The 13,318-nt window shown below is 71.3% G+C and carries 13 protein-coding genes and 1 riboswitch; of the genes, 12 read left to right on the top strand and 1 reads right to left on the bottom strand.

Annotated features, from left to right (window positions below; genetic code table 11):
• The first annotated feature begins 25 nt into the window (after positions 1–25).
• Positions 26–886 carry a hypothetical protein gene (locus tag V8690_RS16865; protein ID WP_338785381.1) on the top strand — a complete coding sequence of 287 codons (861 nt, stop codon included), beginning with the start codon at positions 26–28 and terminating at the stop codon, positions 884–886.
• 139 nt (positions 887–1,025) lie between these two features.
• Here V8690_RS16865 and V8690_RS16860 read toward each other — a convergent pair whose 3' ends face one another.
• On the bottom strand, positions 1,026–1,211 hold the full coding sequence (locus V8690_RS16860; RefSeq protein WP_338779734.1) for an Rv0909 family putative TA system antitoxin: 186 nt from the start codon (positions 1,209–1,211) through the stop codon (positions 1,026–1,028).
• 161 nt (positions 1,212–1,372) lie between these two features.
• On the opposite strand from V8690_RS16860, the gene V8690_RS16855 reads away from it, so the two are divergent.
• The 11 genes from V8690_RS16855 (at position 1,373) to V8690_RS16805 (ending at position 13,273) form a co-directional block, all read left to right on the top strand.
• Positions 1,373–2,143 (top strand): HNH endonuclease family protein, encoded by a 771-nt coding sequence (locus tag V8690_RS16855; protein WP_338779733.1) that lies wholly within the window; start codon positions 1,373–1,375, stop codon positions 2,141–2,143.
• Between the two features lie 130 nt (positions 2,144–2,273).
• On the top strand, positions 2,274–2,954 hold the full coding sequence (locus V8690_RS16850; protein ID WP_338779731.1) for an MFS transporter: 681 nt from the start codon (positions 2,274–2,276) through the stop codon (positions 2,952–2,954).
• Positions 2,921–3,514 carry an MFS transporter gene (locus tag V8690_RS16845; RefSeq protein ID WP_338779729.1) on the top strand — a complete coding sequence of 198 codons (594 nt, stop codon included), beginning with the start codon at positions 2,921–2,923 and terminating at the stop codon, positions 3,512–3,514. Before V8690_RS16850 ends, V8690_RS16845 begins: the two co-directional genes overlap by 34 nt.
• A 40-nt stretch (positions 3,515–3,554) precedes the next feature.
• Positions 3,555–4,298, top strand: coding sequence for an N-acetyltransferase (locus tag V8690_RS16840; RefSeq protein WP_338779727.1), 744 nt, complete (start codon positions 3,555–3,557; stop codon positions 4,296–4,298).
• Positions 4,299–5,430: 1,132 nt separating this feature from the next.
• On the top strand, positions 5,431–6,078 hold the full coding sequence (locus tag V8690_RS16835) for a SurA N-terminal domain-containing protein (protein ID WP_338779725.1): 648 nt from the start codon (positions 5,431–5,433) through the stop codon (positions 6,076–6,078).
• A 129-nt stretch (positions 6,079–6,207) separates the two neighbouring features.
• On the top strand, positions 6,208–7,221 hold the full coding sequence (locus V8690_RS16830; protein WP_338779723.1) for a nucleoside triphosphate pyrophosphohydrolase: 1,014 nt from the start codon (positions 6,208–6,210) through the stop codon (positions 7,219–7,221).
• Between the two features lie 489 nt (positions 7,222–7,710).
• Complete coding sequence (locus V8690_RS16825; RefSeq protein ID WP_338779721.1) at positions 7,711–8,997, top strand: cytochrome P450; 1,287 nt, start codon at positions 7,711–7,713, stop codon at positions 8,995–8,997.
• Positions 8,998–9,119: 122 nt separating this feature from the next.
• On the top strand, positions 9,120–10,058 hold the full coding sequence (locus V8690_RS16820) for a transglycosylase family protein (protein ID WP_338779719.1): 939 nt from the start codon (positions 9,120–9,122) through the stop codon (positions 10,056–10,058).
• Positions 10,059–10,286: 228 nt separating this feature from the next.
• Positions 10,287–10,466, top strand: a riboswitch (cyclic di-AMP (ydaO/yuaA leader).
• Positions 10,467–10,470: 4 nt separating this feature from the next.
• Positions 10,471–11,154, top strand: coding sequence for a transglycosylase family protein (locus V8690_RS16815; RefSeq protein ID WP_338779717.1), 684 nt, complete (start codon positions 10,471–10,473; stop codon positions 11,152–11,154).
• A 262-nt stretch (positions 11,155–11,416) separates the two neighbouring features.
• Entirely contained in the window at positions 11,417–12,697 is a 1,281-nt protein-coding gene (eno, locus tag V8690_RS16810) for a phosphopyruvate hydratase (RefSeq protein ID WP_128092713.1), read from the top strand.
• A gap of 99 nt (positions 12,698–12,796) precedes the next feature.
• Positions 12,797–13,273 (top strand): septum formation initiator family protein, encoded by a 477-nt coding sequence (locus V8690_RS16805; RefSeq protein ID WP_338779713.1) that lies wholly within the window; start codon positions 12,797–12,799, stop codon positions 13,271–13,273.
• The last annotated feature ends 45 nt before the right edge of the window (positions 13,274–13,318 follow it).

Here is a 13,318-nt window from a genome sequence, read left to right as displayed (position 1 = left end):
AGACGCGGTGACGCGGGACGGCGGCATGGAGCCGGCTCGCGTACGGCAGATGTGGCACCTGCTGGAGCCCCTGCACGCGGTGTTGTACTACGCGCCGGAGGCCTTCGAGGAGGCGGCCGTCCTCGGGTACGGCACCCGGGAGCGCTGGCCCAGCTACTTCCCCTACCGCGCCGCCCCGTTGAGGGAGGCCGGCCCGGAGCGGGTGGCCTCCGCCTTCTACAGCTTCAGTCCTCGCATGGTCGCCGAGTATGTGGAGCCCGCCTGGAGGATCGCGAGCCCTGAAGCGGTCCTCGAGGCGAGGGCGCGGGCGGTCGACCGGGCCTACCGGGAGCTGTTCGGCGACCAGGTGGACAGCCCCGCACTGGCGGAAGCAGCCGCGCTCGCCCGGCGTGCGGCGGAGGTGGCGGACACGGCTGGCCGCCCGCTCGCCGCGGCCAACGCCGCGCTCGACTGGCCCACGGCCCCGCACCTGGAGTTGTGGCACGCGGCGACGATCCTGCGCGAGCACCGAGGCGACGGCCACCTCGCGGCCCTGCTCGTGGCCGGCCTGGATCCGGTGGAGGCGCTCGTCTCCTTCGCCGCGATAGGCGCCGCGCCGGTGGAGCGCTTCGAGAGCCGTGGGTGGAGCTCAGGGGAATGGGCTGCCGCGCGCGACCGTCTGGCCGGCAGGGGCCTGGTCGACGCGGACGGCGGGGCCACGGAAGCGGGCCGCGACCTGCGTGACCGAGTGGAGCGGCACACCGACCGACTTGCCGCCGGGCCCTGGCAGTTGCTCGGCCCGGAGGGCGTCGACCGTCTCGCCGGACTGCTGGGCGACTTCTGGGTCGCGGTCCTGGCGTCGGGACTGCTGCCCCGGGAGACGACGTTGGGGATAGGCAAGGTCTGATCCGGCGGGGGTGCGAAGGCCCGCTCGGGCCGCGGCGCATCCGCCCGACTCTCCCAGGCGTCGTCGGTGCATGCGAAGCCGCCCGCAGGAGGTGCGTCCTGGTGGCCTCCCCGCGGACGGCCTCTGATGTCCGGAGGCCTTACTGCTGGTCGGGCCGTTCGCGGTCACGATCCATGCCGAGCTGTCCCTCGACCCGCCGCTGCCCGGCGTCGATCTGGTCCTCGTACTGGCCGCCGGTCCTCTCGTTCATCTTCTGGTCCGCGGAGTCGGAGCCTCGCTTGCCCTTGTTCCGCGCCTGGCTCTTGAACTTGTCGAAGATGCCCATTCAGAGCTCCTTCCGGAGTTGGCTCAGAACCGACGATACGCGCGGTATGCGAGGAACGCCCGTTCAGTCCGGGTGTGGTCTGTACCTCTCCCTCGCTACGGTGGGGGAGGCACAGACCGCCCGTGCGGTGGCGGAACAGGCGAGCAGGGGAGGGGCGCACAGTGAGGCGTCTGAGGGGCGGGGCGGCACTGGCCGTCGCGGTGATGTGCGCTGTGCTGGCCGGCTGCGAAGGCCTGACCGAGCCATCGGACGGCGGTGGCCCCTCGGGCTCCGGCGTCCCCACGGCCGGCGACGGACGAGCCGTGAACCCGCTGGACAACCCGGACGGCACGAAGCCGGGCCTGGCGGCGATCACGTCCACCGAGGACAAGGCGAGGGCCCGTGCCTTGATCGAGAAGGTGGGGACGAAGGGGCGCGGCCCCAGGACGGGCTACGAACGGGACAAGTTCGGCTACGCCTGGATGGATTCGGCACCGGCCGATGTCCCCTTCGCCCGCAACGGGTGCGACTCGCGCAACGACGTCCTGAAGCGTGACGGGGAGGACCTTCGCTTCCGGTCGGGCTCGGACTGCGTCGTCATGGCACTGACGCTGCACGACCCGTACACCGGGAAGGTCATCGAGTGGACCAAGTCCCGTGCGACGGAGGTCCAGATAGACCACGTCATGCCGCTGTCCTACGACTGGCAGATGGGCGCCTCGCGCTGGACGGAGGACAAGCGGGAGGCCATCGCGAACGACCCGCTCAACCTCGTCCCGGTGGACGGGCGGACCAACGGCTCGAAGGGCGACTCCGGTCCGGCGTCCTGGCTGCCGCCGAACAAGCGGATCCGCTGCGCCTATTCGGTGCGCTTCGCCCAGGTGTCGCTGAAGTACGAGCTCCCCGTCACGGCGGCGGACAAGCGGATGATGCTGGAGCAGTGCGGGGGCTGAAGCGGCATCGGGCCGCCGGTGCGGCTGCCGCTCGGCCAGAAAGCCCTTTCCAAACTCCTGTCAGCTGTGCTGAGGTGACGGGTGAGGTCACTGAACGAGTGACGTGAGCCGCCCGATCGGAGAGTGACGGATGCCGAGTGGACTCGTCGCGCTGGCACTCGGCGGGTTCGGTATCGGTCTGACCGAGTTCCTCATCGCCGGGCTGCTGCCGCAGGTGGCGTCGAGTTTCGCGGTGTCCGAGGCGGCCGCGGGCTGGCTGATCTCGGGGTACGCGCTGAGCGTCGCGGTGGGCGCGATCGCGCTGACCGCGGCGACCGCACGGCTGCCTCGCAAGCAGGTCCTGGTCGGCCTGGTGGCGCTGTTCGTCATCGGCAACCTGCTCTCCGCCATCGCGCCGAACTACCCGGTGATGCTGCTCGGGCGCATCGTCGCGGCGTTGTGCCACGGTTCGTTCTTCGGCATCGGCTCGCTGGTCGCGCGCAGTCTGGTCGCCCCGGAGAAGAAGTCCCAGGCCGTGGCGGTCATGTTCGCCGGGCTGACGGTCGCGAACGTGCTGGGCGTGCCGTTCGGCGCGCTGGTCGGTGAACGCTGGGGCTGGAGGGCGGCGTTCTGGGCGGTCACCGCGATCGGCGTGCTCGCGCTGGCGGGAATCGCCGCGTTGGTGCCCGCGTGGGCGGGCCGGGTCCGGCCGGGAACAGGAACGGATCCCATACCGGGTCGGTCGGTCACCGGGCCCGACGAGTCGGACCCAGCTCCCCCAGCGGCCTGCGGGCGCAGTTGCGGGCGTTCCGGTCCTGGCAGGTCTGGCTGACGCTGGCGGCGACCGCGCTCAGCTACGGCGGGATGTTCGGCGCGTTCAGTTACATCGCCTACACGTTCACCGAGGTCAGCGGCTTCGCCTCGGCGGATGTCGCCTGGCTGCTGATGGTGTACGGCGTCGGCCTGGTCGTCGGGAACCTGGTCGGCGGGCGCGCGGCCGACCGCGACCGTGACCGTGCCCTGGTCCTCGCCCTGTTCGGACTCACCCTCACCCTGGCCTCGTTCGGGCTGCTGGCCGGCAGCGCGACCGCCTCGGTCGTCCTGGTGTTCGTGATGGGGGTGACCGGGTTCGCCAGCGTGCCCGGGATGATCACGCGTGTCACCGACTTCGCGCACGGAGCGGCACTGGCCGCCAGCGCCAACGTGTCCGCGTCCAACGTCGGCAACGCCCTCGGCGCCTGGCTCGGAGGCGTGGCCATCACCGCGGGCCTCGGCTACACGTCACCGCTCTATGTCGGCGCCGGCATCGCCCTGTTGTCCACCGTCGTCATGGTGATCGCAGCGCGCGGAGCCAGGTCTCCCCGAGGGGTGGATCGTGTCCCCACGCGGTAATTCGGTGCCGGGAGAGCGGCCTCACACCTACCGTGAGCGCATGCAGTCGAAGATATCGAGCCTGGCCGACCGCCCGGACATGCTGGAGCGCGTCGTCGGGATGGCGGACAGCTGGCCGGAGTTCGCGATCCAGGACCTCGTGGGTGCCGCACACTTCCCGCGCCTTGCCACCGAACTCCCGGAGTACGTCCTGTTCGCCGAGGACGAGCAGGGCGAGGTCGTCGCGAACGCCTACAGCGTGCCCTTCGCCCTGGAGGCCGAGGGCCGTGGCCGACTGCCCGCGAACGGCTGGGACACGGTTGTCGTGTGGGCGTTCTCCGATCTGCGTCGCGGGGCCCGCCCCGACACCGTCAGCGCGATCTCGGTCTCCGTCGCCCCGCAGGCCCAGGGCCGTGGCCTGTCCGCGCTGATGCTCTCGGCCATGCGCGACAACGCCCGGGCGCGCGGCTTCCGGGAGGTCGTAGCCCCGGTCCGCCCCAGCGCCAAGCACCTGGAACCGCACACGCCCATCGAGGAGTACGCCCACCGCGTCCGCCCCGACGGGCTGCCCCAGGACCCGTGGCTGCGGGTCCATGCCCGGGCCGGTGCCACCATCGACTCCGTGGCACCGGCGTCCATGACGGTGGCCGCCTCACTGGCGGACTGGCGCCGCTGGACGGGGCTGCCCTTCGACACCCAGGGCGACATCGAGGTGCCCGGCGCCTTGGTGCCGGTGCGCTGCGAGCTGGACCGCGGGTACGCGGTGTACGTCGAGCCCAACGTGTGGATGCGGCATCCTCTGTGACCCGTGGCGGGCCTGCCACAAGGCTCCCTTACGTCCCGTAGGCGGCTGGCCCGCCACCGCGGCGAGTTCGGGAGCGGGCTCGACGCCCAGCTCTCCGCGCAGCCGGCGCCGTAGGTCCCGGAAGAGCTCGGCGGCCCTGCTGGGGGCGCCGATCTCCACGAAGGCCCGCATGAGCAGCAGATGGCTCGGCTCGTCGAGCGGTTCCCAGGACACCAGGAACGTCGCGGTCTCCGCCGCCTCGTGGGCACGGCCGCCGGCCAGGAGGCTGTGCCCCGCCTCACGCAGCGCGTGGAACCTGCGCTCGTCCCAGCCGGCCTGGTGCATCTCCGCCCACGCCGACCGCACATCGGACATCAGCGGCTGCCGCAGCATCTCGATATATGGTCTTCGCCGCCCGTTCGGCCACCATGGAGTTCCGCACCGGCACGATCTGGGCCTCCCGGCTGGCCGTGCCGTCCTGGCACCGGCTGCTGACGGGCAAGGCGGCGGTCGTCGCCGGGCTCGCCGCACTCGCCGGGGCGGTCCTCATGGCCGGTGGCCTCGCCGTGGCAGCGCTGGCGGAGCCCACCGCGCGGCTCACCCCGGACTCCGGACTCGACTGGCGCCAGCTCCTCACCGTCCCCGTGGCGTTCGCGATCACGCGGTCATCGGTCTCGCGGTCGGGCTGCTGCTCAAGAGCGGAGGCGCGACCGTGGCGGTCGTGCTGGTGTGGTCACTGCTGGCCGAACCCGCGCTGGGCGCCGCGGGCGAATGGCTGCTCAGCGTCGACATCGGTGCCTGACTGCCCTTCATCGCGCTCAGCGACTTCCAGGGACAGCCCGGCGGGACGCCCTTCCCCGGCGGTCCCTACGCGGCGGGCCTCTACGTCACCGTCCTCGCCGCCGGGCTGCTGGCGGCGGCGATCCGGGTCCAGGACCGCCGGGAGCCCTGACCGCACCCGGGACCCGGAAACCCCGGGAGGGGAACCGCGCCGCCCCCCGGACGCCGCTCCCCTCCCGGCCCGGCCCGCGCGGCGGTGCCGGAAGTCCTGGTGAATCGTTGGTCGAATGGGTTGGCCAGAGCTCAGCCACTGCCTACCATCGATCACCGCAAGACCTTGTGCACCGTCGCACAATCTCCTCGGGAGGTCTCCTTGCACCGCCGCCGTCGCACCGCGCTCGTCCTCACCGCCGCGATCGCCGCCGCGGCGCCCCTCCTCACCGCCTGCGGCAACGACGCGCATCCCGGCGCGGCGGCCGTGGTGGGCGGCCAGCGGATCACCGTCTCCCAGCTGGAGGAGCGGGTCGGCGAGGTACGCGCGGCCCAGCGGGCGGCCGTGCGGAACGACGCCCAGTACCAGCAGGCCATCGCCGGGACGGGCACGCTCACCCGCGACACCCTGCACACCATGGTCCTCGACCGGGTGCTGCACCGCGCCGCCGCCGACGCCGGTGTGACCGTCACCCGCAGGGAGATCCAGGAGATGCGGTCCGGCCTGGAGGAGCAGGCCGGCGGCGCCAAGGAACTGGAGACGACCTGGCTCCAGCAGTACGGCATCCCGCCGCAGCGGCTCGAAGAGAACCTCCGCCTCCAGCTGGAGGCCCAGAAGCTCGCCCGGAAACTCGGCACCGCCACCGACCGTCCCGAGTTCTGGAAGGCCCTGTCCGAGGCCTCCAAGGACCTGAACGTCGACCTCAACCCGCGCTACGGCACCTGGGACGTCCAGAAGAGCAGCCGCGCCGACGCGAAGACGCCGTGGGTGCGGGACGTGTCGGCGGCCCAGACGCAGCAGGGCATGTAGGGGCACCCCGTGCACGGGCCTGTGGACAACGGGTCTGTGGACAACGGGTCTGTGGACAACGGGTCTGTGGGGCCAACGGGCCTGTGGATAACTTCGGGGACTGTCGGCGGCGTGGGATAGCTTCGAATCGTGAACGCCAACAGCCCCGAAGCCACACCGCGACCCGAGCAGGCCGCCCCCGGAACGGCCGGCACCGCCGCCCCCGGCCGCATCGTCCTGCTCACCACCAGCCACCGCGTCGCCCCCGGCCTGCTGTCCTGGCCCGCCTGGCAGGCACTGCACGCGGCCGACCAGGTGCTGTGCGCGGACGGCGCGCACCCGCAGCTGCCGTATCTGCGCGAGGCGGGGATAACCGTCGACGAGGCGTCCCCGACGGCCCAGGAACTGGTCGACGCCTGCGCCGGCGGCCGCACGGTGGTCGTCGTGGCGACGGGCGAGGGCGAGCCGGCCCTGACGGACGGCCTGGCCCGCCTCGCCGGCACCGGCCGCGTCGCCATGCCCGAGCTGGAGCTGCTGCCCGCCTCCTATGACCTGCCGGGCGCCCGCCTGCTCGATCTCGTCCAGGTCATGGACCGCATCCGCGCCGAGTGCCCGTGGTCGTCCCAGCAGACCCACAAGGGCCTGGCCAAGTACGGCATCGAGGAGGCGTACGAACTCGTCGAGGCGATCGAGGAGGGCGACCGCGGCGAACTGCGCGAGGAGCTCGGTGACGTCCTCCTCCAGGTCGTCTTCCACGCCCGGATCGCCGAAGAGGACCTGGACGCTCCCTTCTCCATCGACGACGTCGCCGCCGGCATCGTCGCCAAGCTGATCCACCGCCACCCGCATGTCTTCGGCGACGAGACGGCCAGCTCGCCCGAGGAGGTCAAGGCGCACTGGCTGCGCACCAAGGCGGTCGAGAAGCAGCGCACCTCGATCACCGAGGGCATCCCCCTCGGCCAGCCCGGCCTGGCCCTCGCCGCCAAGCTCGCGTCCCGGGCCCGCACAGCGAACCTGGACATACCGCTCCCGCCCGTCGAGGGCATCGGCTACGACCTGCTGGCCCTGGCGGTCCGCGCGGAGTCGGAGGGCGTCGACCCGGAGGCGGCCCTGAGGGCGGCGGCCCGCGCGTACCGGGACGCGATCAGGGAGGCCGAGGGCTGAGAGGGACGGCCGTGACGCGCTGCCCGGCGGGTCAGTCCCGCCAGTCCAGCTGCGTTTCGGGGATCCCGAGGGAGCGGGCGTGGGAACCCGCTGACGTCCCTCCGCCCGCCCGCGTCGATTCTGGCCACGCGGACAGCGGAAGACCTCACACCGGCGAAGACCACGAACGCCTCGGCGGCGGTGTTGTAGTTGACGTACCAGCCCCCGTCCGGGGCCAGGCACCCGGCCAGCCGCTCCGCATCGGCCTCCTCCGCGGTGAAGTCCAGGAACGTCCACCGCTGCGGCTGCCCGCCGCCGCGTCCTCCACCTCCACCCTGGCGGTCTTCGTGACGCGCAGCGGGACACCGGCCGGCGCGGCCCCGACCCGCAGGCTCTCCGCGATCAACACGCCTTAGCACCCGGTCCTCCTCGATCTCGACGCGGCGAGAGCAGCGATGACCTCTGACCGTGGCGGCCGGCGCCGCCCCGGACGCTGCGTAGGGTCGTGGCATGCAAAGTGAAGTGCCCGGGGTGCCCGAACTGTTTTCGTGGGAGTTCGCCTCCGACCCCTACCCCGCCTACGCCTGGCTCCGCGAGCACGCCCCCGTGCACCGCACCAAGCTGCCCAGCGGTGTGGAGGCCTGGCTGGTCACGCGGTACGCCGACGCCAAGCAGACGCTCGCCGACCACCGGCTCTCCAAGAACCCGGCGCATCACGACGAACCCGCGCACGCCAAGGGCAAGACCGGGATCCCCGGTGAGCGCAAGGCCGAGCTGATGACGCATCTGCTCAACATCGACCCGCCGGACCACACCCGGCTGCGGCGGCTCGTGTCCAAGGCGTTCACGCCCCGCCGTGTCGCCGAGTTCGCGCCGCGGGTGCAGGAGCTCACCGACGGGCTCATCGACGGGTTCGCGGAGAAGGGGACCGCCGACCTCATCCACGAGTTCGCCTTCCCGCTCCCCATCTACGCCATCTGCGACCTGCTCGGCGTCCCCCGCGAGGACCAGGACGACTTCCGCGACTGGGCGGGGATGATGATCCGTCACCAGGGCGGGCCCCGGGGCGGGGTGGCGCGGTCCGTGAAGAAGATGCGCGGCTACCTCGCCGACCTCATCCACCGCAAGCGGGAGGCGCTGCCCACCGAGCCCACCCCCGGCGAGGACCTCATCTCCGGTCTCATCCGCGCCTCCGACCACGGTGAGCACCTCACCGAGAACGAGGCCGCGGCCATGGCCTTCATCCTGCTGTTCGCCGGGTTCGAAACGACCGTGAACCTGATCGGCAACGGCACCTACGCCCTGCTCACCCACCCCGGGCAGCGCGCAAGGCTCCAGGCGTCCCTCGCCGCCGGAGAGACCGGCCTCCTGGAGACCGGCGTCGAGGAGCTCCTGCGCTACGACGGCCCCGTCGAAATCGCCACCTGGCGGTTCGCCACGCAGCCGCTCACCATCGGCGGGCAGCACATCGCGCCAGGCGACCCGGTCCTCGTCGTCCTGGCCGCCGCGGACCGGGATCCGGAGCGGTTCGCCGACCCGGACGTGCTCGACCTCGCCCGCCGCGACAACCAGCACCTCGGGTACGGCCACGGCATCCACTACTGCCTCGGCGCTCCGCTCGCCCGCCTGGAGGGCCAGACCGCGCTCGCCACGCTCCTCACCCGTCTGCCGGACCTGCGGCTCGCGGTGGATCCGGCCGAGCTGAGATGGCGCGGCGGCCTCATCATGCGAGGGCTGCGGATGCTGCCGGTGGAGTTCACGCCCCGGCCCCAAGGTGACACGCCGTCAGGAATGTGATCTTCACGTGATCTGCGCGGCATGAACTTGTGACAAGTGATCGTCTGCCGATACGTTCACCCATCAACGCGGCCCGGGCATCGCGCCGCGTCGGTCACTGCTGTCTCGCGAAAGGTCTCCGTATGCTCTCCGGGAACGGTCGGCACCGTCGCCCCCGCCAGGCTCCGGCTCTCCTCGTCGCGGCCGGAGTGACCGGCTCCGCCATCGCGATCCCGCTCCTCGGAGCCTCCGGTGCCAGCGCGGCCGACGGCACGACCTGGGACCGGGTCGCGGACTGCGAGACCGGCGGCGCCTGGAGCCAGAACAGCGGCAACGGATACTTCGGCGGCCTCCAGCTGTCCCAGGAGGACTGGGAGAAGCACGGCGGCCTCGACTACGCCCCGAGCGCCGACCTGGCCAGCCGTTCCCAGCAGATAGCCGTGGCCGAGAGAATCCTCGCCGACCAGGGGGTCGGGGCGTGGCGCACCTGCGGGCTGCTCTCCGGGCTCCAGCAGGACAAGGACTCGGGGACGTCCGACTCGTCGACTGCGACGGACTCGCCCGGATTGCTCGACTCCACCGAGTCGTCCCCTTCGCCCACGTCGCCGTCCCCTGACGGGCCGTCGACCTCCGAGGACGAAACCGTCAAGTCCGACAAGTCATCTGATTCTGCCGATTCCTCGGCGCAGGACCAGGAGCCCGACAGTTCCTCCTCGCCCACCGACGAGAGTGACAAGTCTGACAACTCACAGCAGAGCGACGACTCTTCGGCCCTGACCGACACCGGCTCCGGCCGCCACCGCGGCCCCAGCGCCGACGGGGACGCCGCGACCGGGGACGGTCGTACGTCCGGGTCCGCCGGCCGGCACGCCTCGCGCGGCGGCGAAGCCTCGCGCGAGGCGGCGGACGGCTCCTACACCGTCCGCTCCGGCGACAGCCTCTGGTCCATCGCCGACTCCCTTGGCCTCAGCGGTGGATGGCACGCGCTCTACGCCCGGAACGAGGCGGCCGTCGGCGCCGACCCGAACCTCATCCGCCCCGGTCAGAAGCTCACGGTAGGGGTCGAAGCGGGCGAGGAGTAGCCGGTGGGGCAGTCCGGAAACGGCGGCGGAAGTCACCGCGAAACCGCGCGAGTTCGCGACACCGTTCGGGCCTAATGTCGCTTATAAGTGCGGTGAGAGATAGATCTCAGAAGCCCTGATCGTCTTTGAAATTCCGCCGATCGCATGTCTACGGTCATGACCGCTCGCCACCGCGAGCCCCGGCTGCCGCAACGCCGAATCCTGCCAGCGGCCGCACGGGAACAGTCGTCGCGTCAAGCGCCGTAGGCAGGAGCGGGGGACCCAAGGTAAGTGCCGGGCCCGGCGGTTGAGGCAACTCGACGGCAGGTTCCGGCTTGGGGTGAAGCCGTGTCCCGGGAGGGGCGCGGCCGGGCAACTCAACCGGCCCGAACCCGACAGCTCACCTCGCAGGCGTCGGTGAGGGGATCCATTCATGCTGTTTTCCGGCAAGGGCAAGCACCGTCGTCCGTCCAAGGCCACCCGTGCCATCGCCGTCGCCGGTGTCGCCGGCGCCGCCGTCGCCGCCCCGCTGATGGCGGCCGGCAACGCCTCCGCCGCCACCGCCTCCGAGTGGGACGCCGTCGCCCAGTGCGAGTCCGGCGGCAACTGGTCCATCAACACCGGCAACGGCTACTACGGCGGTCTTCAGTTCTCCGCCTCCACCTGGTCCGGCTACGGCGGCACCAAGTACGCCTCCACCGCCGACCAGGCCACCAAGGCCCAGCAGATCGAGATCGCCGAGAAGGTCCTCGCGAGCCAGGGCAAGGGTGCCTGGCCTGTCTGCGGCAAGGGCCTGTCGAGCGCCGGCTACAGCGGTGGCGGCTCCGCGCAGAGCGGCGGCTCCACGGAGACCCGCGAGACCGAGCAGCAGCCGGCCTCCCGCTCCGACGAGCGTCCGGCCCAGACCCAGAAGAGCCAGAAGACGGTCACCACCCCGACCGGCAAGAAGGTCGAGAAGGGTGATGGCGAGTACAAGGTGGTCAAGGGCGACACCCTCAGCTCCATCGCGACCGAGCGCAAGGTCGAGGGCGGCTGGGAGAAGCTGTTCAAGCTGAACAAGGACATCGTCCAGGACGCCAACCTCATCTACCCGGGCCAGCAGCTGCACCTGAAGTAAGCGGCGGCCCGACCCCGTCCCCACGGGCTCCCCGCCCCGGTGCGTCACCCCCCGTGCGCACCGGGGCGGGGTTTTTCTGCCTCTTTGCGATCCGGATTTGTTCCGTTCGGAAACAATTTACTCTCGGTTCTGTCCATGGGGTGGGCGACCCGGTGGCCGATCGCCCGGAGCCGGTTAGGCTCATGTCGCGAGCCACCGCGGCCCGCACCGCGCAGGGCCCGAGGGGCCCGCGTACCCGCGTCACATCGAGAAGGAGATGCTCGTGCCGTCCATCGACGTCGTCGTAGCCCGGGAAATCCTGGACTCCCGAGGCAACCCCACGGTCGAGGTCGAGGTCGGCCTCGACGACGGCAGCACCGGTCGTGCCGCCGTCCCGTCCGGCGCCTCCACGGGTGCCTTCGAGGCCATCGAGCTGCGCGACGGTGACTCGAATCGCTACCTCGGCAAGGGTGTGGAGAAGGCCGTCCTCGCGGTCATCGAGCAGATCGGCCCGGAGCTGGTCGGCTACGACGCCACCGAGCAGCGCCTGATCGACCAGGCGATGTTCGACCTGGACGCCACCGACAACAAGGGCTCGCTCGGCGCCAACGCCATCCTCGGCGTCTCCCTCGCCGTCGCCCACGCCGCCTCCGAGGCCAGCGACCTGCCGCTGTTCCGCTACCTGGGCGGCCCGAACGCGCACCTGCTGCCGGTGCCGATGATGAACATCCTGAACGGCGGCTCGCACGCCGACTCCAACGTGGACATCCAGGAGTTCATGATCGCCCCGATCGGCGCGGAGTCCTTCTCCGAGGCCCTGCGCTGGGGCGCCGAGGTCTACCACACGCTGAAGAAGGTCCTGAAGAGCAAGGGCCTGGCCACCGGCCTCGGCGACGAGGGCGGCTTCGCCCCGAACCTCGGCTCCAACCGCGAGGCCCTCGACCTCATCCTCGAGGCGATCAACGAGGCCGGCTACACCCCCGGCGAGCAGATCGCCCTCGCGCTCGACGTCGCCGCCTCCGAGTTCTACAAGGACGGCGTCTACACCTTCGAGGGCAAGGAGCGCTCGGCGGCCGAGATGACCGAGTACTACGCGGAGCTCGTCGACGCGTACCCGCTCGTCTCCATCGAGGACCCGCTGTTCGAGGACGACTGGGAGGGCTGGAAGACCATCACCGCCAAGCTCGGTGACAAGGTCCAGCTCGTCGGCGACGACCTGTTCGTCACCAACCCCGAGCGCCTCGCCCGCGGCATCGAGGAGGGCGCGGCCAACGCGCTCCTGGTCAAGGTCAACCAGATCGGCTCCCTGACCGAGACCCTGGACGCCGTCGAGCTGGCCCAGCGCAACGGCTTCAAGTGCATGATGTCCCACCGCTCCGGCGAGACCGAGGACGTCACCATCGCCGACCTGGCGGTCGCCACCAACTGCGGCCAGATCAAGACCGGCGCCCCGGCCCGCTCCGAGCGCGTCGCCAAGTACAACCAGCTGCTGCGCATCGAGGAGATCCTCGACGACGCGGCGGTGTACGCCGGCCGCAGCGCCTTCCCGCGCTTCAAGGGCTGAGGCTTCGTAGGAAGCGTCGTACGTACGTCCCCGTACCCGGTCCCGTACCGTGTCCGGGGACGTACGCGCGTATGACGGTGCAGCAGGAGGCGGACAGACATGGCCGTGAAGGACCGGGACCGGTTCTCCACCGCGACCAGGATCCGGCTGCTCGGCGAGCAGACCGCGGCCCGGGTCTACCGCTCCCAGACCAAGCGCCAGGCCCGCCGCTCCCGGCTGACCGGCCGGGCCGCGCTGCTCGCGCTGGTGATGTGCTCGCTGATCGTGGCCCTGGCCTACCCGATGCGGGAGTACGTCTCGCAGCGCGCCGAGATAGAGGACCTCCAGCGCGAACAGCAGCAGGCCCGGCAGCGCGTCGAACGGCTGCGCGACCAGAAGGCGCGCTGGCAGGACGACGCGTACGCGGAGCAGCAGATCCGGAAGCGGTTGCACTACGTCATGCCGGGGGAGACGGGGTTCATCGTCGTCGACCCGCACGCGGCGCGGCGCTCGCGCGCCGACCTCGGGGCGGCCGACCGCCCCTGGTACGCGAACGTCTGGGACGGGGTCGACAGGGCCGACGCCTCCGACCAGTGAACGTGACCCGAGAGAACACTCCAGAGAAAGACAGCCTGAACACAG

Source organism: Streptomyces sp. DG1A-41, assembly GCF_037055355.1.
Classification (GTDB): domain Bacteria; phylum Actinomycetota; class Actinomycetes; order Streptomycetales; family Streptomycetaceae; genus Streptomyces.
The sequence above is the reverse complement of the archived record's forward strand: the minus strand, read 5'-3'. Positions and strand labels throughout refer to the sequence as shown.

Coding starts and splice junctions, on each gene's coding strand:
- V8690_RS16865 (WP_338785381.1), top strand. CDS start 26: ATGGAGCCGGCTCGCGTACGGCAGATGTGGCACCTGCTGGAGCCCCTG.
- V8690_RS16860 (WP_338779734.1), bottom strand. CDS start 1,211: ATGGGCATCTTCGACAAGTTCAAGAGCCAGGCGCGGAACAAGGGCAAG.
- V8690_RS16850 (WP_338779731.1), top strand. CDS start 2,274: ATGCCGAGTGGACTCGTCGCGCTGGCACTCGGCGGGTTCGGTATCGGT.
- V8690_RS16840 (WP_338779727.1), top strand. CDS start 3,555: ATGCAGTCGAAGATATCGAGCCTGGCCGACCGCCCGGACATGCTGGAG.
- V8690_RS16825 (WP_338779721.1), top strand. CDS start 7,711: ATGCAAAGTGAAGTGCCCGGGGTGCCCGAACTGTTTTCGTGGGAGTTC.
- V8690_RS16820 (WP_338779719.1), top strand. CDS start 9,120: ATGCTCTCCGGGAACGGTCGGCACCGTCGCCCCCGCCAGGCTCCGGCT.
- V8690_RS16815 (WP_338779717.1), top strand. CDS start 10,471: ATGCTGTTTTCCGGCAAGGGCAAGCACCGTCGTCCGTCCAAGGCCACC.
- V8690_RS16805 (WP_338779713.1), top strand. CDS start 12,797: ATGGCCGTGAAGGACCGGGACCGGTTCTCCACCGCGACCAGGATCCGG.